This is a genomic window from Kitasatospora sp. NBC_01539 (assembly GCF_045040525.1).
In the GTDB taxonomy this organism is placed as follows: domain Bacteria; phylum Actinomycetota; class Actinomycetes; order Streptomycetales; family Streptomycetaceae; genus Kitasatospora.
The window spans coordinates 1370199-1395745 of sequence record NZ_CP109390.1 but is presented as its reverse complement, the minus strand read 5'-3'; the positions used below and the strand labels follow the sequence as shown (position 1 = coordinate 1395745).

Genomic DNA, 25547 nt, shown 5'->3' with positions numbered 1-25547 from the left:
TGTCCGCAGGGGCGCCATGCCGCCGTGTGCAGGGAGGTCCGCCACGCGCGAGACTGAGGAAGCGGACGGGACACCGGCTCTGCGGACCTGTCCGGGCCCTCCGAAGGCAGGTGAGAAGCGTGGGAGTTCCCCCCGGGTGCGGGGCGCTGCTTCTGCTGGAGGGTGACGAGGTCCTCGGCCTGACCGGCGAGGCCGTGCGACTGCTCGGCGGATCCGCGGAGCGCATCCGGACGACCGCCATGTCCGGTCTTCTGGACCCGTGGCCCGGCCAGCCGCAGAGGGAGAGCGCCGCACGTCCGTGGCGGGCCCGCGTCCGGGGGACACGGGAGCAGGTGAGATGCCGTGTGGCGGTCTTCCGCGACTCGGAACCGGCCAGAGCCGTGCTCCAGCTGGTCCCGGAGAAGGACGCCGAGCACCTGGAGCAGGACGAGGCACTGCTGCAGGCGCTGTTCTCGCAGACGAAGTTCGGCCTTGCAGTGCACGACGCGGATCTGAACGTGACCCGGGTGAGTCTCAACGCCGAGTTCCGCGCACCGCACGACGGACTGATGGTCGAGCCCTCCGGCGGACGACCGCTCACGGAGACGCTGGTGGCGCAGGACGCCGCGACGATCGCCGGCCTGTTGCGCCGTGTCCTGGAGAGGGGGGAGCCGCTGCTGGAGCTGCCGCAGCGGGCGCGGCGGCTGGATCAGCCGCTGACCGATCGGTTCGTCTCCCTGTCGGCGATCCCGCTGGCGGGCTCCGACGGTCGTCCCAGCGGTGTGGTGGCGACCTTCACGGACATCACGGCCGAGCACCGGGAGAAGGAGGGCCGTCTGCTCACCGGGGAGGCGGCCCGCCGGATCGGCGCCGACCTCGACCCGGTCCGGTGCGCGCAGGAACTGGTCGACGTCCTGGTGCCGGCCTTCGCGGACGCGGCGGCCGTCGACCTCGCTGAAGCCGTTCTCCTCGGCGAGGAGCCGGGGGCGTTGCGGCAGGAGGCGCCTCACCGGCGGACCGCCCACCGCGGGGGCGACGGTCGTCTGCTCCCGACGGGCCGGGACGGTGAACGGGCGACGATGGAGGTCGAGCTGCGGGCCCGGGGCCAGGTACTGGGCCGGGTCGTGGTGGGCCGGTCGCCGGAGCGGGGAGCGTTCGACTCCCTCGACGAGGGGGTGGCAGGGGAGATCGCATCCCGTACGGCCCTGAGCATCGACAACGCCCGGCGGTACGTCCGTGAGCGCCGGAGCGTCGAGGTGCTCCGGCGGAGCCTTCTGCCGTCCCGGCCGGAGGAGATCAGCGCAGCGGACATCGGGCTTCTCCACACACGGGCGGGGGCCGCGGGCGCCGGTTCCGGCGCCTGGGTGGACGTCGTGCCGCTCTCGTCGACCAGGGTGGCCTTCACCGCCGGACGGACCACCGGCCACGGTATTCGTGCCGCCGCCGCCGCGGGACGGCTGCGGACGGCGGTCCAGACGCTGTCCGACCTCGATCTCGCGCCCGAGGAGCTCCTGACGCACGTGGACGAACTCGTGCGGCGTCTGGCGCGTGCCGACGGGCTCGGCCGATCGGATGCCGGACAGGCCGGGGAGGCCGGGGAGGACGAGGTCGGGGGCGAGGTGGGCGCCACCTGCCTGTACGCGGTCTACGACCCGGTCACCGGCCTCTGCGCGATGGCGAGCGCCGGCCATCACGCTCCTCTCCTGATCTCGGCCGACGGCGGGACGCTCCCCGTCCCCCTGGTACCGGGCCCGCCTCTCGGGCGGGAGAGCACGCCGTTCGAGACCGTGGAGTTCCATGTCGAGCCGGGCAGTGTGCTGATCCTGTCCGCCGGCGGACCGGCCGAACCGGTCGCGTCGCCCCCGTCCAGCGATCGGATGACGGGAGACCCGGAAGCGGTGGGTGTCCTTCGGAAGGTTCTCGACGATCCGCTTGCGGAGAACGTGGTGCCGGACGGAGTGGCCCTGGCGGCCCGGGTGCGGGTGCTGCCTCCGGGCAGCACGGCGTACTGGCAGTTCCCGGCCGATCCGTTCGTCGTCGCGCAGGCCCGCGAGGCCGTGACGGGTAGCCTGGCAGCCTGGGGGCTCCAGGACATGGCCTTCGTCACCGAACTCGTCGCGAGCGAGCTGGTGACCAACGCCATCCGGTACGCCGGCGGACCGGTGGGCCTGCGGCTGATCAACGATCGGTCGCTGATCTGCGAGGTGTCCGACCCGAGCCAGACCCAGCCGCATCTGCGCCACGCCCGTCTCACGGACGAGGGCGGCCGCGGGTTGTTCCTCGTGCACCAGCTGACCGAGCAGTGGGGGAGCCGGTACACGGGCGCGGGCAAGACGATCTGGACCGCGCAGAGCATCGAAGACGCCACCCGGTGAGGCTGTGCCGTGAGGTGGCTGACCCGGGGGAGGGCTCCGCTACTCCCCGAGGCCGCTCCCGTCCGCGGTGAGCCGGCGGCAGAGCCGGTCGAGGTAGTTCCGGTACGCGCCGAGCATGTCCCATGTCCCGTCGCTGAGTCCCCACTGGATCTGGAACCCGTCGGCGACGGCGAGCAGTTCGCGCGCCACGGTGGTGCCGTCGGTGCCGGGGTCCAGGGCGCCGGAGGAGACGCCCTGCCCCGCCGCCTTCTCGATGAGGGCGGTGATGCGGGCGTAGCGCTCGCGGAAGTAGGCGTGCGCCGGGTGGTCCTCGGCCGTGGCCTCGGCGGACAGCAGCGTGTACATCTGCATCAGTCCGGGCTGGGTGAGGTTGAAGGCCGTGTGCTCGCAGATCAGGCCGAGGAGCTGTACGAGGTCGGGCCGCTCCAGGTCGAGCCGGCTGTAGAACAGTTCGACGGCCTGCAGTTCCCGGACCTCCAGGACGGTGCGCAGGAGCTCGCGCTTGTTCCCGAAGTGGTGGAGGAGCCCGGCGTACGAGATCCCCACGTCGGCGGCGATCTTCTGCATGGAGGCGTTGAGATAGCCGCGTTCGGCGAAGTGCCCCATGGCCGCCTCGACGATGCGTCGGCGGCGGTCGTCGGCGGCGGCGTAGGTGCCGGTGCGCCGGCGGGTGCGGGCCGGTTTCTCCGTGGGGTTCGCGGCAGGCGGGGTCGGTTCGGCGTCGGGCATGGTCAGCAGCTTAGAGCGGTGGAGGAGGGCCTGATCCGGCATGTCCGGGTTACGGCTGGGTGTGACCCAGGTTACACTGCTAAAAACCTATATCGATGTCTGTTTTTAGCCTACGGTGGGCACCACCCCACCCCCTCGCCGCTTCCGCGGTCCGGCGGCCGCCCGCATGCGCGCCCGCCGACGCCCCGAAGGGACACCGATGTCCACCTCCGCGCCCCCCACGCCCGCGGCCCCTGCCGCCGACTCCGACAGACGCCTCGGCGGACGCCTCACGCTGGTGCTGCTCGCCATGCTGTGGCCCGCCCAGATGCTCACCGTCGCGGGTGTCTTCACCGCGCTCACCCAGGCGTCCATCGCCCAGCACTTCCACACCACCCAGATCGCCTGGTTCACCCTGGTCTACTCGCTGGTCGTGACCTGCGTGACGCCCTTCGTGGCACGGGCCGGAGACCTCTTCGGCCGCCGGCGCGTCATGCTCTGGATCCTCGCCGCCGGCATCGTCGGCGACCTCCTGGTGGTCATGGCGCCCAACTACGAGACCATGCTGGTGGGCCGCGGCCTCGCAGGCCTCTACGGCCCGATGGCCGCCCTCGTGTACGCCTCCGCCCGCGACGTGTTCCCGCCCCGCCACGTCGGCCTCGCGACCGGCGCCATCGGCAGCTCGGCCGGCATCGTCCTGGTCACCTGCCCGCTGCTGGGCGGCTGGCTGCTCGACCACTTCGGCTTCAAGGGTGCCCTCTGGGCGCTGACGGGCGGCGTCGCCCTCGGGTTCGTCCTGGTGCTGTGCTTCGTCCCGAAGATCCCCCCGACCGAGACCAACGTGTCCTTCGACTGGTGGGGCGGCCTCCTGCTCGGCGCCAGCGCCACCGCGATGATCTACGCCATCGGGCAGGGCGGCACCTGGGGCTGGACCGACGCCCGCCTGCTGGGCCTCCTCGGCCTGTCGGCCGTCCTCGCGGTCCTCTTCGTCCTCGTCGAGCTCCGCGCGGCCGAACCGCTCCTCGACGTCCGCATGCTGGCCCGCCGCGACGTGGCCAGCGTCCTGGTGAGCACGGCCGTCGGTCAGGGCACGTTCTTCGCGGCCGGCACCATGATCGTGTTCGTCGCGCTCTTCCCGCACATCCCCGGCGTCTCCGACGGCCTCGGCTGGACGGGCACCCACAACGCGGTCGTGGGTCTCCCCGCCGGCGTCCTCATCATCCTGGTCGGCCTCGCCGCCGGTGTCCTCACCCGCAGGATGGACCCCCGCATTCCCTGGCGCGTCGGTCTGGCGATCACCGCCGCCGGCATGGTCGGCCAGGGCCTGTACCACCACAACGAGATGCAGATCATCCTCTTCGGCTGCCTGACCAACCTCGGCGCCGGTCTCGTCCTGGCCTGTGCGGGCATCCTCCTGCTCGGCGTGGTCTCGCAGAAGGAGCAGGGCGTCGCCAGCGGCATGTCGATCATGCTGACCAACCTGATGAACACCATCGCCACCCAGATCCTGTTCTCCGCGCTGAACAGCGACAGCCGGGTCCTCGACGGCACCAGCTTCTACCTCGACGGCGGGCTGCGCAGCGCCTACTTCGCCATGGCCGCCTGCATGGCCTTCGCGCTCCTGCTGTCCGTCTTCATCCCCAAGGTCCTGCGCTCCGACCAGATCGAGTCCGGCACCGCCGTCTCCGCCTGACCCGCCCCGTGTGGGGTGCGCCGCACCCACCCGCGGCGCACCCCCGCCCTCCTGCACCCCCCGAAGGACGCCTCCCGCATGACGGTCACCACGTCGACCAGCCCCGCCCTCCACCCCTACCAGGACCCCGGCAAGCCGGTCGGCGAACGCGTCGCGGACCTCCTGGGCCGCATGACCGTGGAGGAGAAGGCAGGCCAGCTCTTCCACGCGATGACGACCCTCGGCGACCGGGGGGAACTCGCGGACGACCCGCAGCGGGCTTTCGGTGGGTTCACCGTCCGGCAGATGGTCGCCGAGAAGGGCATGACGCACTTCAACCTGATCGGCGCCGCCACCGCACGCGAGATGGCCGAGTGGCACAACCGCGTCCAGGAACTCGCGGCCGCGACCCGCCTCGGCATCCCGGTCACCCTCTCCACCGACCCGCGGCACGCGTTCACCGACAACCCCGGCACCGGCATGGCGGCCGGCCCCTTCTCCGAGTGGCCCGAGTCCCTCGGGCTCGCCGCGGTCGGCGACCCGGAGCTGGTGCGGCAGTACGCCGACACCGTGCGCCGCGAGTACCTCGCGGTGGGCCTGCGCCTGGCCCTGCACCCGCAGGTCGACCTGGCGACGGAACCGCGCTGGTCCCGCATCTGCAACACCTTCGGCGAGGACGCCGACCTCACCTCCCGACTGGTCGGCCCCTACCTGGAGGGGCTGCGCGGCCCCGGCGACTCCCTGGGCCCCGACAGCGTCTCCGCGGTCGTCAAGCACTTCCCCGGCGGAGGCCCGCAGAAGGACGGCGAGGACCCGCACTTCCCGTACGGCAGGGAGCAGGTCTACCCCGGCGGCCTCTTCGACCACCACCTCGCCCCGTTCCGGGCGGCCCTCGCCGCAGGCGCCACCCAGATGATGCCGTACTACGGCATGCCCGTCGGCACGCCGTACGAGGAGGTCGCGTTCGGTTTCAACCGCGGCATCGTCACCGGTCTGCTCCGCGAGGAGCTCGGCTTCGACGGCATCGTCCTCAGCGACTGGGGCATCATCAGCGACAGCGACATCATGGGCGAGCCGCACCCCGCCCGCGCCTGGGGGGTCGAACACCTCGACCGCCACGAGCGCATCCTCAAGGCCCTGGACGCCGGGGTCGACCAGTTCGGCGGCGAGGCCTGCCCGGAACTCGTCGTCGACCTCGTCCGTGACGGACGGCTCCCCGAATCCCGCCTCGACACCTCCGTCGGACGCCTCCTCGCCGAGAAGTTCCGGCTCGGCCTGTTCGACGACCGCCGCCACGTCGACCCCGACCACGCCGAGGCCACCGTCGGACGCGCCGACCTCCGGGCCCTCGGCGCCGCCGCGCAGCGCAGGTCGGTCACCCTGCTCAAGAACACCGACGGCCTCCTGCCGCTGCCCGGGCGCCCCCGCCTCTTCCTGCAGGGCGTCGCGCCCGGCACCGCCGCCGCCTACGGCCGGCCCGTCGACGACCCGGCCGACGCAGACCTCGCCGTCATCCGGCTGGACACCCCGTTCGAACCCCGCAGCGGACGCTTCGAGTCCTTCTTCCGCGCCGGCCGCCTCGACTTCGCCCCCGAGCGCCTCGCGGAGATCCTCGACCTCATGGCGAAGGTCCCCACCGTGGTCGCCGTCCACCTCGACCGGCCCGCCGTCATCCCCGAGATCGCCGAACGGGCCCACGCCCTCCTCGCGGTCTACGGCGCGAGCGACCGGGCGGTGCTGGACGTCCTGTTCGGCCGGGCCCGCCCCGAGGGCCGACTCCCGTTCCAGCTGCCACGCTCGATGGCGGAGGTGGAACAGGGCCGCCCGGACGTGCCGCAGGAGAGCACCGACCCGGTGTACCCCTTCGGCCACGGCCTGACCTACACCGCCTGACGCCCACCGAGCACGAGAGCACGCACGAGAGCACGAGAGCACGAGAGAGCCGCACCCATGAAGGTCACCCGCCTCCGCTTCGAACACCACCACGAACCCCTCGGCATCGGCGAACCCCGCCCCCGCCTCTCCTGGACCGCCACCGGCACGTTCCGGCACCAGGACGCCTACGAGATCGAGACCCGCGACGCCCACGGCACCACCCGCACCCACACCGTCCACTCCGCCGACAGCGTCCTCGTCCCGTGGCCCGACACGGCCCTCACCTCCCGCGAACGCCGCGAGGTACGCGTACGGCTGTGGGCCGACGGCAACCCCGGGCCCGGCCCCTGGAGCGCCTGGCACCCCGTCGAGGCCGGTCTCCTCGAACCCGCGGACTGGACCTGCCCCGCGGTGTCCCCCGACAGCGACGACCCCGCCGCCGCCGACCCCCGGCCCGCCCATCTGCTGCGCACCGAGTTCCACCTCACCGCCCCCGTCGCGTCCGCCCGCCTCCGCACCACCGCGCTCGGCGTCCACGAGGTCGAGATCAACGGCCACCGCACCGACGACGACGTCCTCGCCCCCGGCTGGACCAGCTACCGCGACCGGCTACGCCACCGCACCCACGACGTCACCCACCTCCTGCACCCGGGCACCAACGCCATCGGCGCCCACCTCGCCGACGGCTGGTACCGCGGACGCCTCGCCTTCAACGGAGGCATCCGCGACATCTACGGCGACCGCACCGCCCTCCTCGCCCAACTGGAGGTCCGCTACACCGACGGCACCACCGCCACCTTCGGCACCGGCCCGCACTGGCGCTCCGCACCCGGGCCGGTCACGGCCGCCTGCCTGCTCGTCGGCGAGACCCACGACGCCCGCCTCGAACGGAACGGCTGGTCCGAGCCGGGGTTCGACGACTCCGACTGGGACGGCGTACGCGAGGCCGCCCTCGACACCGCGACCCTCGTCGCACCGACCGGGCCGCCGGTGCGCCGCACCGAGGAACGCGCCCCCGTCGAGACCCGGCACCGGCCGGACGGCACCGTCCTGCTCGACTTCGGCCAGAACCTCGTCGGCCGCCTGCGCATCCGCGTCCGCGGCGAGGCCGGGCACACCGTCACCCTGCGCCACGCCGAGGTCCTGGAGGACGGCGACCTGTGCACCCGCCCCCTGCGCGGTGCCACCGCCACCGACCGCTACACCCTCCGCGGTGCCCCCGGCGGTGAGCAGTGGGAGCCCCGCTTCACCTACCACGGCTTCCGCTACGCCGAACTCTCCCACTGGCCGGGCGAGTTCGACCCCGCCGACGTCACCGCCGTCGTCCTGCACACCGACATGGAGCGCACCGGCTGGTTCGAGTGCTCCGACCCCGCGCTCGACCGCCTGCACGAGAACGTCGTGTGGAGCATGCGCGGCAACTTCCTCGACGTCCCCACCGACTGCCCCCAGCGCGACGAACGCCTCGGCTGGACCGGCGACCTCCAGGTCTTCGCCCCCACCGCGAGCTACCTGCACGACTGCGCCGGCATGCTCACCTCCTGGCTGCGCGACCTCTCCGCCGACACCGCACGCGACGCAGGCCGGGTCACTCCGATCTTCAGCCCCCAGATCCCCGTCATCGTGCCGTTCCCGGTGCCGGAGGGGAACCAGCCGATGGCCGGCTGGGGCGACGCCGCCGTCATCGTCCCCTGGACCCTCTACCAGCGGTACGGGGACCTCGACATCCTCCGCCGCCAGTACGACGACATGCGGCGCTGGGTCGAGACCGTCCACGAGACGGCCGGCCCCGACCACCTCTGGACGGGCGAATTCCAGTTCGGGGACTGGCTCGACCCCACCGCCCCGCCGGACGCCGCCTGGCAGAGCAGCACACCCAACGCACTGGTGGCCACCGCCTACTCCGCCCACAGCACCGCCCTCGTGGCCGAGACCGCCGCCCTGCTCGGCCGCACCGACGACGCCGAGCACTTCCGCACCCTGGCCGCCGACATCCGCACCGCCTTCGTCCGGGCGTTCGTCACCGCCCCCGGCCGGCTCACCGCAGACACCCAGACCGCCCACGCGCTCGCCCTCCGGTTCGGCCTCCTCCCCGACGAACAGCACCGCACGGCGAGCGCCGACCGGCTCGCCCAGCTCGTGAAGGAATCCGGGCACACCATCGCGACCGGATTCCTCGGCACCCCCGTCGTGTGCGACGCCCTGTCGGAGCACGGCCACCTCGACACCGCCTACCGGCTGCTCCTCCAGCGCCGACCCCCCTCCTGGCTGTACCAGGTCGAGATGGGGGCGACGACGACGTGGGAGCGCTGGGACAGCATGCTTCCCGACGGCACCGTCAACCCGGGCGAGATGACGTCGTTCAACCACTACGCGCTCGGCGCCGTCGCCGACTGGATCCACCGCACCGTCGGCGGACTCGCCCCCGGCGCCCCCGGCTACCGCACCCTCGTGATCAGGCCCCGCCCCGGCGGCGGCATCACCTGGGCACGCACCGCCCACACCACGCCGTACGGCCGTGCCGAGGTCCACTGGCGCCAGGAGGACGACGGGCACCTCGTCGTGGAGACGCAGATCCCGCCGGCGACGACCGCGATCCTCGAACTCCCGGGAGCCGAAGCCCTCCACCTGGGGCCCGGCCACCACGTCCACCGCACCTGACACCCCGCGCGCACAAGGCAGACCTCCATGCCAGAACCGCAACACACCGACCCGGTGGCCCAGTTCACCCGGCAGCTGAACCACCTGGTGGCAGCACTCGACCCGGGGGAGGGCTGGTACGCCTTCCTCCTCCAGCAGGACGAACGGGCCGTCCGCGCCTACCTCGACGGTACGAGCGTCCCCCCGTGGGACGTCGTGTCATCCCTGCTCGACGATTCCGACCACAAACGAGGTGTGATCGAGGGAGCCCGCGACCGGGCACGGGATCTCCACCGCGCCGCCGTCGGCGCCCACGACCGCCGGATCGGGCGGCCGGCCCTCCTCGGCCGGCTCGACACGGCACGCGACGAACGAGACGAGGCGGCCGCACAGCTCCGCAGGCTCTACGAGCCACGCCCGGGAGGGAGTTCGCGGCCGCAGCCGACCGCAGACCTGTTCCCCGCACGCGACCGCCACGAGCGGGCGTCCGCGAGGTTCCTGGAACTCGAAGCCCGGCTGGCGTTCCTCGATGCCGCCCTCGCCGCGGAGCCCGGAGCGTCGGCACCGCACCCTCCTCCCGCGGCGACCCGGCGCACTGCGCGAGCGGCCAGTGCGGCGCTGGCAGCCATCGCCTTCGGTGCACCGCAGGTCCAGGAACCCGAGGCCAGGGCCGTCCTGCCGCAGCCGGTGGCGGATCCCGCAGTTGCAGCCGCGGCCGTCGGCGCCGCGAGGTCCGCGACCGTCCGTCTCGCCGACCTGCGGGCGAAGGGGCTCGGGGGGCAGGCCCACATCGCGCTGTGCGAGGCCGTCACCGGTCCGGACGGCCATACGGTCGCCCTGCTCCGGGAGCTGGAGACGTCCGGCCAGGCCGCGGAGATCCCCACACTGCTGTGGGAGGCGGCGTCCCTTCCACCGGCCCGTCTCGCCGCACTCGCCTGCGCACTCTGCGATGCGGACCGGGAAGCGGACGCCCGGACTCTCCTCCGCAACGCCTCCTCCCGCCCCGCCGCCGACCTGACGGCAGCGGCGTCGGCCCTTCTCGCCGCCCACCGTGGGCCTCAACTCGACATGCTCCTCGAACCGCTCCTGAGGACACGCCGGTACCAGCAGGCCGTTCTGATCGGGCAGCAGGAGACAGCCCTTGTGCCCGCCCTGCTGGACAGTGCCCGGCGGATGTCCGAACAGCACGGGCGTGAGCTGTCCCACGCGCTGAGAGCAGGCGGCCTGGGAACGGCCGTCCCGTAGTCGTCGATCCCGCTCGCTCTGTCGGTGGGATCGACGAACGGGTGAAGCCGGACGGGCCGCGTGACGGTGCCGTTCAACACCACTGGGGCGGGGCCGACGCGGATGGCGCGGATCCGGGCTGTCTCAGGGGGCACTCTCGTGGACGACCTCGGTATCGGTGCAGCCCTGCGCGATGCGGGCGAGCACGTCACGTTCGGCAGGGTCTGCGGTGAGGTTCCGGCGAAGCTCGGTGGACACCCACTCGGATGCTTACCGGGCGTCGGCATGTTCGTGGCCAGGTAGTGAGGCGGATCTGGCATGTGGTGTTGAGGGCGTTCCCGGCGCCGGCCCTGCCCGTGGGCAGTAGAGGTGCAAATCGGGGACTGCCCCGCCTCGCCCCCTCCTCGTCCCGGGCGCGACGGGGACGAGGAGAGGGAGAGGTGGCATCGGCGGTCAGGAGTCGGGCCGTGCTTCGAGGAAGGCGAGGGCCCTGGCCACGAACTCGTCGTGGAACTGGAAGATCCCGCCGTGTCCGGCGTCCGGGTAGAGGGGGACGAGTTCGCCCCGGGGCAGTCCCGCGGCGAGGTCGAGGGTGTTCCTGCTCGGCACCATCCGGTCGCTCTCGCCGTTGGCCACCAGGACTGGCTGGTGGATGTGGGACAGGTCGGCCGGCGCCTGCAGGCCCCATTGATGGATGGCCTTGAGCTGGGAGAAGTAGGAGGTGAGGGAGATCGCCTTGTCCCGGTGTTGCGTTCGCTCCTTCAGGCGGGCCAGGAACGCCCTGCCGGCCCGACGCCCGTTCGCGGTGCGGGTGAAGAAGAGGTAGAGCTTCGGGTCCTGAAGGGTGAGCAGTGCTCGGAGGGTGTCGACGTGGGAGATCCGGGTCACGTTCTTGATGCCCTCGCCGCCGGCAGGTCCGGTGCCCGCGAGGATCAGACTGCGGACGAGTCGCGGTTGGGTCTGTGCGATCACCTGGGCGATCATGCCGCCCATCGAAAAACCGAGGATGTCCACCTGGTCGAGCCCGAGCGCCCGGACGAAGGTGACGGCGTCATCGGCCATGTCCTCGATGGTCCCCGGTGTCGAACCGGTGGACGCGCCGACGCCCCTGTTGTCGAAGGTGATCACCCGGTGCCTGGCGGCGATGCCGTCGACGACGCGGGGGTCCCAGTTGTCGAGTACTGCGGCGAGGTGGGTGAGGAAGAGCACCGGGACGCCGGACCGGGGACCGAGTTCGCGGTAGGCGAAGGTCACTCCGTCGGCGGTGACGGTGCGGGTCGGTGCGTTGCGGTACGACGTCGTCACGTCGCCCCGGCCTTCATCTGCGTCGTTCATGTGGGTGCCCTTCGGGTTCGGCTCCGGGAGTCCCTCGTCCGCGCAGGCGGGCTCCCGGGCCTGCCTGGCTGCGGGTGCGGTGTGCGGAGCCGATGGCCGGATGCTTCGGCGGTGCCTACGATGCGCCCGTGGTCGAACTCGGCCTCACCGCATCGCGACGACGACCTTGCCGGCCTTGGCGCGGCCCTTCTCGGCGTACTCCATGGCTTCGCGGGTCTGGTCGAAGGGGAAGACGCGGTCGACGACGGGGCGGATCTCTTCGGCGTCGACGAGCCTGGTGAGTTCGCGCAGTTGGTCGCCGTCGGCCTTCATGAACAGGAACGAGTAGGTGACGCCCCGGCGCCTGGCGCGGCGCCGGGTCCTCAAGCTCAGCGCGTTCATCGCCTGCCGCAGGACCGGGTTCGCGCCGAGCTCGCGGGCGAAGTCCGCGTCGGGCGGCCCGGCGATGCTGATGACCTTCCCGCCGGGCTTGAGGACCCGCAGCGACTTCTCCAGGGTCTCGCCGCCGAGGGTGTCCAGGACGACGTCGTAGCCGTCCAGGACCTGCTCGAAGTCCTGGGTGCGGTAGTCGATGACGACCTCCGCGCCGAGTTCCTTGACCAGGTCGGCGTTGGCCGCGCTCGCGGTGGTGGCCACGTGCGCGCCAAGATGCCCGGCCAGCTGGAGGGCGATGGTGCCCACTCCGCCGGAGCCCGCATGGATCAGGACTTTCTGGCCCGGCCGGACCTGCGCCTTCTCGACCAGCGCCTGCCAGGAGGTGAGGGCGACCAGCGGGAGGGAGGCGGCCTGCGCCATGGTGAGGGCGGCGGGTTTGGGGGCCAGGTCGTCCTGGTGGACGGCGATGAGCTCGGCGAAGGTGCCGATGCGGTCCTTGTCGGGCCGGGCGTAGACCTCGTCGCCCACCGTGAACCGGGTGACCGCCGAGCCGACCCGGACCACCACTCCGGCGAGGTCGTTGCCCAGGACGAGGGGGAGGCGGTACGGCAGGATCCTCTTGAAGGCGCCGTCGCGGATCTTGAAGTCCAGCGGGTTGACGCTCGCCGCGTGGATCTCGACCAGGACATCGTCGGGGCCCGGCTGCGGATCGGGCATCTCGGCGGCGTGCACCGCGGACCGGTCGCCGTACTTCTCGATCAGGTAGGTCTTCATTTCTCCGTCTCCGTGTCTCGTCCGCACAGGGACGGGATCTCCGCTCGCTTCCGGGCTTGCCCCGGTACGAGTCACTTTCTGGTATTCGCCGCTGGTTCATCGCGCCCCACGCCGATGCGGCGGAGCGCGTCTCACACCGCGTTCGGCGATGCGGCCAGGCTCTGCTTGACGTACCGGGTGGTCTCGTCGGCGAGGATCTCGGGCAGGCCCGCCTCCACGGCGGACAGGGCCTGGGCGGCGATCTCGGCGGGGTCGGCCTTCTGGTCGGCGGGAACGCCGGCGGCCATGTCGGTGTCCATGTACCCGACGTGCAGCGCCGTCACGGTGATGCCGCGGGGCGCCAGTTCCTCTCGGGCCGCGCCGGTCAGCGCCCATGCCGCCGCCTTCGCCGCGGCGTAGGCGCCGAGGCCGGCCGGGTGCAGCCAGGACAGGACCGACAGCACGTTGAGCACGCCGCCGCCGCCGTTGGACTCGATGACCGGGGCGAAGGCCCGCGTCACGGCGAGCGGGCCGAAGAAGTTCACCTCCATTTCCAGGCGCACCGCGTCCGGGCTGCCCGCGAGCAGCGGCGTTCCGGTGGAGATGCCCGCGTTGTTGACCAGCAGCGTCGCGTCGGCAGCGATGCGGGCCGCCGCCCGGATCGACTCCGCGTCGGTCACGTCGAGCCGCAGCGGGACGGCGCCCGGGATGTCCACCGTCTCGGGGCGGCGGGCCGCCGCGTACACCTTGGCCCCGCGCTCGACGAGCTGGGCGGCGAGATGCCGCCCGAGCCCCCGGTTGGCGCCGGTGACGACCGCGACCGCGTCCTTCAGTTCCATGAGCACTCCCGGTGTCGCGGGTGGCAGTCGGCCACCCAAAATAGATTGCATCCAACATCTAAACTGGAGTCTAGAATAGATTCGACTCGACATCCAACTGGGAGGGTGACCGATGGGCCGCGTATCGCAGGCACAGGCACGGGACAACCGCCGACGGGTCGTGGAGACCGCCTCCCGGCTCTTTCGGGAACAGGGCACCCGCGTCAGCCTCGCCGACCTCATGAAGGCCTCCGGCCTGACCCACGGCGGCTTCTACAAGCAGTTCGCCTCCAAGGAGGCACTCGTCGACGAAGCCACCGCCCACGCCTTCGCCGAACTCACCCGGCACCACAAGGACGGGCTCGACCGGTACGCCGGACAGCGCGACGCCGCCCAACGGACGCTGATCGACACCTATCTCTCCACCGAGCACCGCGACAGCGCCGCGGACGGGTGCCCCGCCGCCGCACTCGCCACCGACATGGCCCGCGATGGCGGAGACAGCGAGGCCCGCCACGTCTACACCCGGGGAGTGAGCGACTTCGCCGACTGGCTCACCACCGAGGACCAGGACGGCATCACCCGACTGTGCACCATGGTCGGCGCACTCGTCCTGTCCCGGGCCACCAAGGGCTCCCCGCTCTCCGAAGAGATCCTCACCACCGCACGCGAGGCGCTGACGGCCACCGACTGACCGGAACCACCGCGCAGGGCGGCACGCCGCAGAAAGGGCGCGTCGCTCCGCACCCTGCCGTCATCCACGTCTCGCGAACGGCTCCCCCGCGTCGCCTCACCCCGCCCGGGTCCGACGCGGGTTCCGCACATCCGCACCACCCAGCCCTGCCCGGCTGCTGTTGCGAGACCCTCCCGACCCGGGCCCGGACGCCCACCCGGCCGACCCAACCACCGCCGAGCCCCCAGCTACGACGTCGGACTCGCCCTGGTCGCCAACCAGTAGCAAACAGGCAGGCGAGGAGTCGGTAGCTGGCACGATCAACCGCGATCTCGCTGGTCTGGGCAGCCGTCAACGGGGGACGATGGCTAACCTGTCGAGCAGCAGTTGAAGGGTTCACTGCGCGCAGTTGCGGATCATTGCTACGAGGGGCGGGGCTTCAGGGGTTGGTCGGACATTGTTGATCGCCCGGTAGCCCCAGGATTCGTACAGAGCCATGACCTTGCCGTCGCCGGCGGCGGGGTTGACCATCAGGCCGACCTGCTTCTCCGGGCGTCGCTGGAGGAGGGCGTCGTGGATCCGCCGGGCGACGCCGGTTCCGCGCCAGGGCTCGCGGACTCCGATCTCCTTGAGCGCGAGGGTGGGGATATCGGTGATGTCGGCCGGCATGGACTCTGCCATGCGCGTCCACCAGCGGTCTCCGGGCCCCACAGCGTTGCCGTACGCGTACCCGACGGGCTCGTTCTCGACGAAGCCGACGACGGCCTCGAATCCGGGTTCCGTGCCGTGCCGGTCGAGGCGTTCGGCGAAGGCGGGTAGGGCGTAGTTCGGCAGGTGCAGGAGCGGGGCCCGCACGTCGGCGTACACCTCGATCAGGGTGGCGCGTATGTCGGCAAGGTCAGTGAAGTGGCGTGCTGCGAGAGGGGCGGTCACGCGGAGATCCTCCCGGTGTCCTGGGCGAACTGGTGCCAGGTGCGGGTGTGTTCGCTGTCGCCGGCCACGGTACTCAGTGTGGCGCCGAAGCCGCGCAGCATCCCGGAGACCCGGGGGTGCGCTGCGAGCGGGCGCGGGATGCTCATCGCGGTGGTGACTGCCGGTTCGACGTCGCCCTGGCCGAGCTGCGCGCGGGCGAGGCGTGCGCTGGTGATGGCCTGGCTGCGGCGCATGTGCGGGCGCAGGAGGGCGAGGCTGCGGTGGGCTTGGGCCTCCGCGTCCTCGTAGCGGCCGAGGGCGAGGTAGGCGGCGAGGGCGAGGGAGTCGAGTTCGGCCTGGTCGTAGTGGGTGGTGAGCCAGACGGGGCGGGGCCGGTCCGGCTGGGCCCGGTCGAGGGATTCCTGGGCCCGGTCGATGGAGCGCCGGACAGCGTTGGCGTCGCCGGTGAGGCCGTGGATGGCTGCCTGGCGGGCGTGGCCGAGGGAGGCGAAGAGGGGGTCGCGGCGGGTGAGGCCGAGATTGCGGGTGACGTCGTTGGTGGCGAGGGCGTCTGCGGGTCGCCGCATGTGGCGGTACAGGCTGCCGGCGTGGGACCAGATACGGAACTGGATGGTCTGGTCGCCGGACATGAGGGCGAGTTTCGCGGCGCGCTCGTGGTGATCCTCGGCGGCCTGGAAGCGGCGGCCGTCGATGGCGGCCCACATGGCGCTGCTCATGAAACCGGCGGCGCAGGCGTAGATGCTGTCGCGGACGCGCTGGCTGGCGGAGCCGTGCTGCTGCAGTTCGAGGGCCTCGCGGGCCAGGGCGACGGCGTGGGTCTCGATCGCTTCCTGGCCGCCGTGACGGTGGTCGCTGGCGATGAGGCCGGCGAAGCGGGTCTGGAGCTGGACGACGTCGGTCATGCCGATTCGGTGCGGGGCGACGAGCGCTGGGGCTGTGGCGGAGACGGCGGCTCCGCCCACGGCGGTGACGAAGGAGCGGCGGTTCACGGGGTCCTCCGGTGCTGCGGCCCCGCGGCTACGGGGTGGGACGAATCCGAGGTCTGGACCAGTACACCCGAATACTCCCTCAAGAGCCTTGCGCATCTTGACGGGGGCCACTTGGACGTGCCGCTCAGCCAGTTCTGGACGGTCCGCTCTGATACCGTGCCGAGTTTTCCCGTGAACTTCTCGATCTCCGTGTTGACCAGGCGCGCCAACTCGGCCTGGTTGACCTGGGCTTCCTGCATGTGCTTGTGGAGTGCGAGGTTTCGCGCCAGGAACACAACGTAGCGTCACGGTCACGCCAAGCGCAGACGTGCAGGTAATGAGATGGTCAAGTTTTCGGGTCGACCGCGCATCGAACAGCCCTGACTTTTCCTAACTGTCCTACCTCGCAGCGACGTTAACTGGTCATCAGTCGAAGCGGACGGACATCCGACCTCCCCGCCTCGGCGCCCGTTGACCACCGCATCCTCATAGGGCTGCGGCACCCGACTGCCGCGAGGAGACGCCGATGCTTCCACTGCTGAGCGAGTTCGACGTGCACAGCCATGGCCACGCCGCGCGCGCCACACGGGATCAGGTCGTGAACTCCGTGAAGGCCTGGCGGGTACCGCTGTCGAACGACGCCCTGGACAGCGTCCGGCTGTGCACCTCCGAACTCGCCGCGCACATCCTGGCCGACGGGTACGTGCACGTGGTAGGGCGCCGGACCGATTGCGGGCGGGGCTAATTCACCAGCCACGACCTGCTGCCCGGCGTCGTCACCCTCGGCGCCGCATCGCCGACCACTCGCTGTGGGATGCCATCAGCACCGCCATCCTGCGCCAGGTCATCCGCGCCGGCCAGGCCCACCGGCTTTACAACCGGTGGTGCCGCACCCACGGCACCACCGCCGACACCACACCCACGGCCACCTCGCGGCCGACACCGTCCTCGGCCTGTCCGACGACCAGTTCGCCGCGCGACCTCCGGGAGTTCGTCAGAGCGGTCCTCCCCGAAGCCGACCGCATGGCGGTCACGCTGTCCCGTGGCGCATGACGCGCCGATAGGAGTCGAGTTCGGCCCTGAGCGCGCGCTCCCGCGATGCAGGATCCGACAGGTAGTGATCGCCTCCGTCCAGGAACAGGCTGCCGTGGCCCTCCCCCGGGCCGCCAGCTCGTCGGCGAACCTCCTGGCGTCGTCGGACGAGGTGATCGTGTCGCGGGTGCCGTGGATCATGAGGACCGGGCACCGGACGTCTCCGGGCAGCACGGCTCCCGCGGGCCCGCGCAGGACCGCCGCGTGCGGGCGCTGGAATGCCGGCACGGACTTCTCCCACCGAGCTGGGTCGATGATCGCCGATACGACGGTGGCACCGGTGAACGGCGCCGGCCGGCAGGCGGGGGCCTACGGGCAGCGGAGGGCGACGGACGCGGCCGGGCCGCGGGCGTCGAGGGCCCCGTGCCATCACCCGCCTCACCCGCGAGGAACGCTCGGCGGCCGTATCCCCCGGCGACAAGTCCTCGCCGTGGCGGTCGTCCACCGCGGCCCCGACCCCGGCCCTGACTCCGGCCCCGACCCGGAGGACCGGCAGGCCGCAGAGGCGCTGAGCCGTGACGGGGAGCTCCGGCACCCGGTGTCCCGCTGACCGAGGTGCCAGACGCCCACCGCAGCATCGGCCGGCCGGTCGCCGGCTTTGTCGACCACCTCGCCGCAGAGAACGCCTACGACCCGCCTGCACGCAGCAGACCGTCATCGCGCAGCTCGTGGCCCCGTCGTCCCGGAGGAACGCGCCCGGGCGTCAAGGCGGCGTCAAAGTTCCGGAGACGGCCGTATGGAGAGCGTCAGGGCCGCCGGAAACGCGCTGATCCGCTGCTTGGCTTCATCTGCCGGCCTCCCGCCGGCGCCGCGGGGGAGCCACCGAGCCGCCCGCGGCCAGGCACTGAACCCCTTCGGGTGGAGCCCATGTCAGACCTCGTCTTCGTCGGTGTCACGGTCGCCGTGTTCGCCGTCATCGCCCTGATCGCGCGGGGGGTGGAGAGGCTGTGAGCGGAGACAACCTCGTCGGCCTCCTCGTGGCGGCCGGCCTCGTCGGCTATCTCGTCCTGGCGATCGTCCACCCGGAGAAGTTCTGACCATGAGCTCCACTGCTGCGGGCTGGCTGCAGGCCCTCGCCCTCGTGGGCGCTCTGGCCCTGTGCTACCGCCCTCTCGGCGACTACATCGCCCGCCTCCTCACCACCGCCCGACACCTGAGAGCCGAGCGCGTCCTCTACCGCGTGGTCGGCGTGGACGGCGACGCCGACCAGCGCTGGCCGGTCTACCTGCGCTCGGTCCTCGCGTTCTCGGCCGTCTCGATCCTCTTCCTCTGCGGCCTGATACGCCTCCAGTCGCATCTGCTGCTGAGCCTGGACGTGCCGCAGATGCCGGGCCACCAGGCCTGGAACACCGCGATCTCCTTCACCACGAACACCAACTGGCAGTCCTACAGCGGCGAGTCCGCGATGGGCCACCTGGTGCAGATGGCTGGCCTGGCGGTGCAGAACTTCGTCTCCGCCGCCGTCGGCATCGCCGTGGTCGCGGCCCTGATCCGCGGCTTCACCCGCAACCGCACCGACCGGGTCGGCAACTTCTGGGTCGACCTGACCCGCATCGTGCTGCGCCTGCTGCTGCCGCTGTCGATCGTCTTCGCGCTGGTGCTCGTCGCCAACGGCGTGGTGCAGAACTTCCACGGCTTCCACGAGGTCACCACCCTCACCGGCGGCACGCAGGCGATCCCGGGCGGCCCGGTGGCCTCCCAGGAGGTCATCAAGGAGCTCGGCACCAACGGCGGCGGCTTCTACAACGCCAACTCCGCCCACCCGTTCGAGAACCCGAACGGCTTCACCAACGGGCTGGAGATCTTCCTGCTGTTGGTGGTCTCGTTCTCGCTGCCCCGCACCTTCGGCCGGATGGTCGGCGACCACCGCCAGGGCTACGCGATCGTCGCCGTCATGGGCCTGTTCTGGGTCGCCTCCGCCGCGCTGGTCACCTTCGCCGAGTCCCACCACTCCGGTACGGCGCTGAACGCGGCCGGTGCGGCGATGGAGGGCAAGGAACAGCGCTTCGGCGTCGCGGCCAGCTCGCTCTTCGCGGCGTCGACGACGCTGACGTCGACGGGTGCGGTGAACTCCTTCCACGACTCGTTCACGCCGTTCGGCGGCGGCCTGGCGATCTTCAACATGATGCTCGGCGAGATCGCGCCCGGCGGCACCGGCTCCGGCCTGTACGGCATGCTGATCCTCGCGATCGTGGCGGTGTTCGTCGCCGGGCTGATGGTCGGCCGCACGCCCGAGTACCTGGGCAAGAAGCTCGGCAGCCGGGAGATGAAGTTCGCCTCCCTCTACATCCTCACCACCCCGAGCATCGTCCTGGTCGGCACCGGCGTCGCCATGGCCCTGCCGGGGGAGCGGGCCGGGATGCTGAACTCCGGGCCGCACGGCTTCGCCGAGGTGCTGTACGCCTTCACCTCCGCCGCCAACAACAACGGCTCGGCGTTCGCGGGCATCACCGTCAACACCGGCTGGTACGACACCGCGCTGGGCCTGGCCATGGTGTTCGGCCGCTTCCTGCCGATGGTGTTCGTGCTCGCGCTGGCGGGTTCCCTGGCCCGCCAGCAGCCCGTCCCCGCCACGCCGGGCACGCTGCCCACCCACAGGCCGCTGTTCGTGGGGCTGCTGTCGGGCGTCGTCGTGATCGTCGTCGGCCTCACCTACTTCCCGGCCCTGGCGCTCGGGCCGATCGCGGAAGGTCTCCACTGATGTCCACCACGCTCACACCCGCCCCCGCATCGGCGGACCAGGACCCGGCGACCGGGCACAGAGTCTCCGGAGGCCTTCTCGACCCGAAGCTGATCGTCGCCTCCCTGCCGGACGCGGTGCGCAAGCTCGACCCGCGGGTCATGGTGAAGAACCCGGTCATGTTCGTGGTCGAGGTCGGCTCGGTCGTCACCACGCTCTCCGCGATCGCCGACCCGTCCGTGTTCGCCTGGTCGATCACCCTCTGGCTCTGGCTGACCACGGTCTTCGCCAACCTCGCCGAGGCCGTTGCCGAGGGCCGTGGCAAGGCCCAGGCCGACACGCTGCGCAGGAGCCGTACCGAGGCCATGGCCCGCCGCCTCACCGGCTGGCCCGCCAGCCGGGACGAGGAGGAGGTGCCCGGCACCGCCCTGCGGCCGGGCGACCACGTGGTGGTCGAGGCCGGGCAGACCATCCCGGGCGACGGCGACGTCGTCGAGGGCGTCGCCTCGGTGGACGAGTCGGCGATCACCGGCGAGTCCGCCCCCGTCATCCGCGAGTCCGGCGGCGACCGCTCCGCCGTCACCGGCGGCACCAGGGTGCTCTCCGACCGGATCGTGGTGAGAATCGCCTCCGAGCCCGGCAAGACCTTCGTCGACCGCATGATCGCCCTCGTGGAGGGCGCCGCCCGGCAGAAGACCCCGAACGAGATCGCCCTCAACATCCTGCTTGCGTCCCTGACGATCGTCTTCCTCATCGCGGTCGTCACCCTGCAGCCGATGGCGACCTACGCCGGGGCGCCGCAGTCGACGGTCGTGCTGGTCGCCCTGATCGTGGCGCTGATCCCGACCACCATCGGCGCGCTGCTCTCCGCGATCGGCATCGCCGGCATGGACCGCCTGGTGCAGCGCAACGTGCTCGCCATGTCCGGCCGTGCGGTCGAGGCCGCCGGTGACGTCGACACGCTGCTGCTCGACAAGACCGGCACCATCACCCTCGGCAACCGCCAGGCCGCCGAGTTCCGCACGGCCGCAGGCGTGGGCATCGACGAACTCGCCGACGCCGCCCAGCTCTCCTCCCTCGCGGACGAGACCCCCGAGGGCCGCTCCATCGTCGTCCTCGCCAAGACCGCGTACGGTCTGCGGGCCCGCGCCCAGGGCGAGCTGACACAGGCCGCCTGGGTGCCGTTCACCGCGCAGACCCGGATGTCCGGCGTCGACCTCGCCGAGGACGGCGGCGTCCACTCCGTGCGCAAGGGCGCGGCCGGCTCCGTCACCCACTGGGTCGCCGAGAACGGCGGCACCGTCGGCAGGGACGTCGTCGAACTCGTCGACGGGATCTCGGCCGCCGGTGGCACCCCTCTCGTCGTCGCCGAGCGGACCGGCCGCGGGACCCCTCGCGTCCTGGGCGTCATCCACCTCAAGGACGTCGTCAAGGACGGCATGCGCGAACGGTTCGACGAACTGCGCCGGATGGGCATCCGCACCGTCATGATCACCGGTGACAACCCGCTCACCGCCAAGGCCATCGCGGACGAGGCGGGCGTGGACGACTTCCTCGCCGAGGCCACCCCCGAGGACAAGATGGCCCTGATCAGGAAGGAGCAGGAGGGCGGCAAGCTCGTCGCGATGACCGGTGACGGCACCAACGACGCCCCCGCCCTCGCCCAGGCCGACGTGGGCGTGGCCATGAACACCGGGACCATGGCCGCCAAGGAGGCCGGCAACATGGTCGACCTCGACTCCGACCCCACCAAGCTCATCGAGATCGTCGAGATCGGCAAGCAACTCCTCATCACCCGAGGCGCGTTGACGACATTCTCGATCGCCAACGACGTCGCCAAGTACTTCGCGATCATCCCCGCGATGTTCGCCGGCGTCTACCCGGGCCTGCGCCACCTCAACATCATGGGCCTCCACAGCCCCGAATCCGCCATCACCTCGGCGATCGTCTTCAACGCCCTCGTCATCGTCGGCCTGATCCCGCTCGCCCTGCGCGGCGTCAAGTACCGCCCGTCCGAAGCCGGTTCACTGCTGGCGCGGAACATCGGAATCTACGGCCTCGGCGGCCTGGTCGTCCCGTTCGTCGGGATCAAGGCCATCGACCTGATCGTCCGGTTCATCCCCGGCCTGAGCTGAGAAGGAGGAGAAACACATCATGTCCAAGCCCCTGCCCACCCCCGTCCGCACCCACCTCACCGCGCTGCGGATGCTGCTGGTGATGACCGTGATCCTCGGCCTCGCCTACCCGCTGCTCGTCACCGGCATCAGCCAGGTCGCCTTCCCCGCCGAGGCGAACGGCTCGATCGTCAGCAGCCAGGGGAAGGAGGCCGGCTCCGGCCTCCTCGGCCAGACCTACGACCTGCCGAAGAAGAACCCGGCAGACCCGGACGAGCAGGCCCGGCCCGACCCGAAGTGGTTCCAGCCCCGGCCCTCCGCCTACGGCTACGACCCGAAGAGCTCCGGCGCCTCCAACCTCGGCCCCAACAGCGAGGACCTGCTCAAGAACGTCGAGGACCGCCGGTCGGCCATCGCCGCCTTCGACGGCGTCCCCCCGGCGAGCGTGCCGGCGGACGCCCTCACCGCCTCCGGCTCCGGCCTCGACCCGCACATCTCCGTCGCCTACGCGAAGCAGCAGGCCGACCGGGTCGCCAAGGCCCGCAACCTGCCCCCGGCGACGGTGAACGCCCTCGTCGAGAAGTACACCGAGGGCCGCCCGCTCGGCTTCCTCGGCCAGACCGGCGTCAACGTCGTCCTGCTCAATGCGGCACTGACCGAGCGGAAGTGATGACGCCGCTGCGTACCGCCGCTTAGCCGGTCCGGCGGAGCAGCGGGCCGCACGTATCCGATCACGATCACGACATCGCCAGGCCACCCCCGCCACGAGAGAGCAGCGCCCATGTCCCGCGACCTCGCCCCCGGCACCGCCGCCTGCAGGGGCCGGCTGAGGGTCTACCTCGGCTCGGCCCCCGGCGTGGGCAAGACCTACCGGATGCTGGACGAAGCGCACCGGCGGATCGACCGCGGCGCCGACCTGGTCGTCGGGTACATCGAGTGCCACGGCAGACGCAACACCGAGCACGTCCTCGGAGGCCTGGACGTCGTACCGCGGCTCACCCGCAGCCACCGGGGCGGTGAGTTCCAGGAGATGGACCTCGACGCGGTGCTGGCCCGGCGGCCCTCGGTGGCACTGGTGGACGAACTCGCCCACACCAACGTCCCCGGCGGGCGCAACGCCAAGCGCTGGCAGGACATCGACGAACTCCTCGACGCCGGCATCGACGTCATCACCACCGTCAACATCCAGCACCTGGAATCGCTGAACGACGTCGTCGAGAAGATCACCGGCATCCCGCAGCGCGAGACCGTCCCCGACGAGGTCGTCCGCCGCGCCGACCAGATCGAACTCGTCGACATGGCACCCCAGGCCCTCAGACGCCGGATGGCGCACGGCAACGTCTACGGGGCGGAGAAGGTGGACGCCGCGCTCTCCCACTACTTCCGCGTCGGCAACCTCACCGCCCTGCGCGAACTCGCCCTGCTGTGGGTCGCCGGCCGCGTCGACGAGGGCCTGCGCGACTACCGTGCCGCGCACGACATCGACCGCGTCTGGGAGACCACCGAACGCGTCGTCGTCGCCCTCACCGGCGGTCCCGAGGGCGAGACGCTGATCCGCCGAGCCGCCCGCATCGCCGACCGCACCGCCGGCGGCGAGCTGTTCGCCGTCCACGTCACCCGCAGCGACGGCCTCGCCGGGGCCTCCCCGGGCAGCCTCGCCGAACAGCGCCGGCTCGTCGAATCCCTCGGCGGCAGCTACCACGTGGTGGTCGGCGACGACATCCCCACCGCGCTGCTCTCCTTCGCCCGCGCCCACGACGCCACCCAGCTCGTGCTCGGCACCAGCCGCCGCGGCCGGACCAGCCGCTTCCTCACAGGCCCCGGCATCGGCGAGACCACCGTGGACGCGTCCGAGGACATCGACGTCCACATGGTCACCCACGCCTTCACCGGCCGCGGACGGCTGCCCCCGCTCGGCCGCCGCCACTCCCGCCGCCGCACCGCCTCCGGCATCGCCTCCGGCCTGGCACTCCCCGCGCTGCTCACCGCCGTGCTGTCCCAGGTGCCGAGCCTGAACCTCACCACCGTCGCCCTCATCTTCCAACTCGGCGTCGTGGCGGTCGCGCTGCTCGGCGGCGCCGTCTCCGCGCTGCTCGCCTCCGTGGCGGCCTCGCTGCTGCTCAACTACTTCTTCATCCCGCCCGTCCACACCTTCACCATCGGCGAGCCCAACAACGTCATCGCGCTCGTGGTGTTCGCCGTCGTCGCGCTCACCGTCTCCACCGTCGTCGACCGCGCCAGCCGCCTCACCACCAGGGCCGCCCGCGCCACCGCCGAGGCCGAGACCCTGAGCACCCTGGCGGGCAGCGTGCTGCGCGGCGCCGACGCCGTACCGGCCCTGCTGGAGAGGACCCGTACCGCCTTCGGGCTGGACTCCGTCGCGCTGCTCGACCGGGCCGGCGGCGCCGCGATCGCCCGCAGCGACGTCGACGGCGATCCGGCATCCGACCGCGTCGTCACCGAACTCCCCGTCGACGGCGAGGCGCTGCTGATCCTCTCCGGCCGTCGCCTGCCCGCCGCGGACATGCGGGTGCTCACCGCCTTCGCCGCGCACGTCGCCGCCGCGCTGGAGCGCGACCGGCTCGCCACCGCTGCTGCCGAGGTCGAACCGATCCGGGCCGCCGACCGGATGCGCACCGCGCTCCTCGCGGCCGTCGGCCACGACCTGCGCACCCCCCTCGCGGCCGCCCTGGCCGCGGTCGGCTCCCTGCGCAGCCCCGACGTCGAGTTCTCCGACGACGACCGTGCCGAACTCCTCGACCTCGCCGACGAGTCCCTTGTCAGGCTCACCCGCCTGGTCGACAACCTCCTCGACATGAGCCGCCTCCAGGCCGGAGCCCTCACCCTGCACCTCGCACCCGTCCGCCTCGACGAGGTGCTGCCCCGCGCGGTCGACTCGCTCGCCGACCCCGACGCACCCGTCCGTCCCCTCGGCCTCGACACCGCCCCCGCCGTGCTCGCCGACCCGCCGCTGCTGGAGCGGGTGCTGGCCAACGTCATCACCAACGCCCTGCGGCACAACGCCCCCGGCGCACCCGTCCTCGTCACCGCCAGCGGCCACCTGCACCGGGTGGAGATCCGGGTCGTCGACCGCGGCCCGGGCATCGCCCCCGAGGACCGGGACCGCGTCTTCCTGCCGTTCCAGCGCCTCGGCGACACCGACAACACCACGGGTGTCGGCCTCGGCCTCGCCCTGTCCCGCGGTCTGGCAGAGGCCATGGGCGGCACCCTCGGCGTCGAGGACACCCCTGGCGGCGGCACCACCATGCTCCTCACCCTGCCCGCGGCGGGGGACGACCCCGACGGGTCATGACCGGATCCCACACCGCCGGT

The 25547-nt window shown here is 71.8% G+C and carries 18 protein-coding genes; 12 read left to right on the top strand and 6 right to left on the bottom strand.

Going from position 1 to position 25547, the window contains the following annotated elements:
• Window positions 1-119 precede the first annotated feature (119 nt).
• A complete protein-coding gene (locus OG335_RS05925) occupies window positions 120-2354 on the top strand; it encodes a SpoIIE family protein phosphatase (RefSeq protein WP_405009937.1) in 2235 nt (744 codons plus the stop codon).
• Between the two features lie 39 nt (window positions 2355-2393).
• On the opposite strand, the gene OG335_RS05920 is transcribed toward OG335_RS05925, so the two are convergent.
• Entirely contained in the window at window positions 2394-3083 is a 690-nt protein-coding gene (locus tag OG335_RS05920) for a TetR/AcrR family transcriptional regulator (protein ID WP_405009936.1), read from the bottom strand.
• 199 nt (window positions 3084-3282) lie between these two features.
• On the opposite strand from OG335_RS05920, the gene OG335_RS05915 reads away from it, so the two are divergent.
• The 4 genes from OG335_RS05915 (at window position 3283) to OG335_RS05900 (ending at window position 10494) form a co-directional block, all read left to right on the top strand.
• Window positions 3283-4755 carry an MFS transporter gene (locus OG335_RS05915; protein WP_405009935.1) on the top strand — a complete coding sequence of 491 codons (1473 nt, stop codon included), beginning with the start codon at window positions 3283-3285 and terminating at the stop codon, window positions 4753-4755.
• 78 nt (window positions 4756-4833) lie between these two features.
• The gene (locus OG335_RS05910) at window positions 4834-6627 is read left to right on the top strand and encodes a glycoside hydrolase family 3 protein (protein WP_405009934.1); all 1794 of its coding nucleotides are present in this window, start codon (window positions 4834-4836) and stop codon (window positions 6625-6627) included.
• A 57-nt stretch (window positions 6628-6684) separates the two neighbouring features.
• Window positions 6685-9270, top strand: a complete 2586-nt coding sequence (locus tag OG335_RS05905) for a family 78 glycoside hydrolase catalytic domain (protein ID WP_405009933.1) — start codon at window positions 6685-6687, stop codon at window positions 9268-9270.
• Window positions 9271-9297: 27 nt separating this feature from the next.
• A complete protein-coding gene (locus OG335_RS05900) occupies window positions 9298-10494 on the top strand; it encodes a hypothetical protein (protein WP_405009932.1) in 1197 nt (398 codons plus the stop codon).
• A gap of 432 nt (window positions 10495-10926) precedes the next feature.
• Here the strand turns inward: OG335_RS05900 and OG335_RS05895 are convergent, their stop codons facing one another.
• From OG335_RS05895 to OG335_RS05885, 3 genes are all read right to left on the bottom strand, one after another.
• On the bottom strand, window positions 10927-11808 hold the full coding sequence (locus OG335_RS05895) for an alpha/beta fold hydrolase (RefSeq protein WP_405009931.1): 882 nt from the start codon (window positions 11806-11808) through the stop codon (window positions 10927-10929).
• 144 nt (window positions 11809-11952) lie between these two features.
• Complete coding sequence (locus OG335_RS05890) at window positions 11953-12957, bottom strand: NADP-dependent oxidoreductase (RefSeq protein ID WP_405009930.1); 1005 nt, start codon at window positions 12955-12957, stop codon at window positions 11953-11955.
• 131 nt (window positions 12958-13088) lie between these two features.
• Window positions 13089-13775, bottom strand: a complete 687-nt coding sequence (locus OG335_RS05885; RefSeq protein ID WP_405009929.1) for an SDR family oxidoreductase — start codon at window positions 13773-13775, stop codon at window positions 13089-13091.
• A gap of 112 nt (window positions 13776-13887) precedes the next feature.
• Here OG335_RS05885 and OG335_RS05880 point away from each other — a divergent pair, with 112 nt between their 5' ends.
• On the top strand, window positions 13888-14448 hold the full coding sequence (locus OG335_RS05880) for a TetR/AcrR family transcriptional regulator (protein WP_405009928.1): 561 nt from the start codon (window positions 13888-13890) through the stop codon (window positions 14446-14448).
• A 375-nt stretch (window positions 14449-14823) separates the two neighbouring features.
• On the opposite strand, the gene OG335_RS05875 is transcribed toward OG335_RS05880, so the two are convergent.
• On the bottom strand, window positions 14824-15360 hold the full coding sequence (locus OG335_RS05875) for a GNAT family N-acetyltransferase (protein WP_405009927.1): 537 nt from the start codon (window positions 15358-15360) through the stop codon (window positions 14824-14826).
• A complete protein-coding gene (locus OG335_RS05870; protein ID WP_405009926.1) occupies window positions 15357-16349 on the bottom strand; it encodes a hypothetical protein in 993 nt (330 codons plus the stop codon). Before OG335_RS05870 ends, OG335_RS05875 begins: the two co-directional genes overlap by 4 nt.
• 505 nt (window positions 16350-16854) lie before the next feature.
• Between OG335_RS05870 and OG335_RS05865 the strand changes: the two genes are divergently transcribed.
• From OG335_RS05865 to OG335_RS05840, 6 genes are all read left to right on the top strand, one after another.
• Window positions 16855-17073 (top strand): hypothetical protein, encoded by a 219-nt coding sequence (locus OG335_RS05865; protein ID WP_405009925.1) that lies wholly within the window; start codon window positions 16855-16857, stop codon window positions 17071-17073.
• Window positions 17074-18367: 1294 nt separating this feature from the next.
• A complete protein-coding gene (gene kdpF / locus OG335_RS05860) occupies window positions 18368-18457 on the top strand; it encodes a K(+)-transporting ATPase subunit F (RefSeq protein ID WP_405009924.1) in 90 nt (29 codons plus the stop codon).
• Window positions 18458-18459: 2 nt separating this feature from the next.
• The gene (kdpA, locus tag OG335_RS05855) at window positions 18460-20121 is read left to right on the top strand and encodes a potassium-transporting ATPase subunit KdpA (protein WP_405009923.1); all 1662 of its coding nucleotides are present in this window, start codon (window positions 18460-18462) and stop codon (window positions 20119-20121) included.
• Window positions 20121-22235, top strand: coding sequence for a potassium-transporting ATPase subunit KdpB (gene kdpB, locus OG335_RS05850; protein ID WP_405009922.1), 2115 nt, complete (start codon window positions 20121-20123; stop codon window positions 22233-22235). The genes kdpA and kdpB overlap by 1 nt, the downstream gene beginning before the upstream one ends.
• 19 nt (window positions 22236-22254) lie before the next feature.
• Window positions 22255-22884: a K(+)-transporting ATPase subunit C gene (gene kdpC, locus OG335_RS05845; RefSeq protein ID WP_405009921.1), complete on the top strand. Its 630-nt coding sequence runs from the start codon at window positions 22255-22257 to the stop codon at window positions 22882-22884.
• A 111-nt stretch (window positions 22885-22995) separates the two neighbouring features.
• Complete coding sequence (locus OG335_RS05840; protein ID WP_405009920.1) at window positions 22996-25527, top strand: ATP-binding protein; 2532 nt, start codon at window positions 22996-22998, stop codon at window positions 25525-25527.
• Window positions 25528-25547: the final 20 nt, after the last annotated feature.

Excerpts from the sequence above, each read along its gene's own strand:
- kdpA (WP_405009923.1), top strand. The coding sequence starts at position 18,460 with ATGAGCTCCACTGCTGCGGGCTGGCTGCAGGCCCTCGCCCTCGTGGGC.
- OG335_RS05880 (WP_405009928.1), top strand. The coding sequence starts at position 13,888 with ATGGGCCGCGTATCGCAGGCACAGGCACGGGACAACCGCCGACGGGTC.
- OG335_RS05910 (WP_405009934.1), top strand. The coding sequence starts at position 4,834 with ATGACGGTCACCACGTCGACCAGCCCCGCCCTCCACCCCTACCAGGAC.
- OG335_RS05890 (WP_405009930.1), bottom strand. The coding sequence starts at position 12,957 with ATGAAGACCTACCTGATCGAGAAGTACGGCGACCGGTCCGCGGTGCAC.
- OG335_RS05915 (WP_405009935.1), top strand. The coding sequence starts at position 3,283 with ATGTCCACCTCCGCGCCCCCCACGCCCGCGGCCCCTGCCGCCGACTCC.
- kdpB (WP_405009922.1), top strand. The coding sequence starts at position 20,121 with ATGTCCACCACGCTCACACCCGCCCCCGCATCGGCGGACCAGGACCCG.
- OG335_RS05905 (WP_405009933.1), top strand. The coding sequence starts at position 6,685 with ATGAAGGTCACCCGCCTCCGCTTCGAACACCACCACGAACCCCTCGGC.
- OG335_RS05840 (WP_405009920.1), top strand. The coding sequence starts at position 22,996 with ATGTCCCGCGACCTCGCCCCCGGCACCGCCGCCTGCAGGGGCCGGCTG.
- OG335_RS05895 (WP_405009931.1), bottom strand. The coding sequence starts at position 11,808 with ATGAACGACGCAGATGAAGGCCGGGGCGACGTGACGACGTCGTACCGC.
- OG335_RS05885 (WP_405009929.1), bottom strand. The coding sequence starts at position 13,775 with ATGGAACTGAAGGACGCGGTCGCGGTCGTCACCGGCGCCAACCGGGGG.
- OG335_RS05865 (WP_405009925.1), top strand. The coding sequence starts at position 16,855 with ATGCTTCCACTGCTGAGCGAGTTCGACGTGCACAGCCATGGCCACGCC.
- OG335_RS05900 (WP_405009932.1), top strand. The coding sequence starts at position 9,298 with ATGCCAGAACCGCAACACACCGACCCGGTGGCCCAGTTCACCCGGCAG.
- OG335_RS05920 (WP_405009936.1), bottom strand. The coding sequence starts at position 3,083 with ATGCCCGACGCCGAACCGACCCCGCCTGCCGCGAACCCCACGGAGAAA.
- kdpC (WP_405009921.1), top strand. The coding sequence starts at position 22,255 with ATGTCCAAGCCCCTGCCCACCCCCGTCCGCACCCACCTCACCGCGCTG.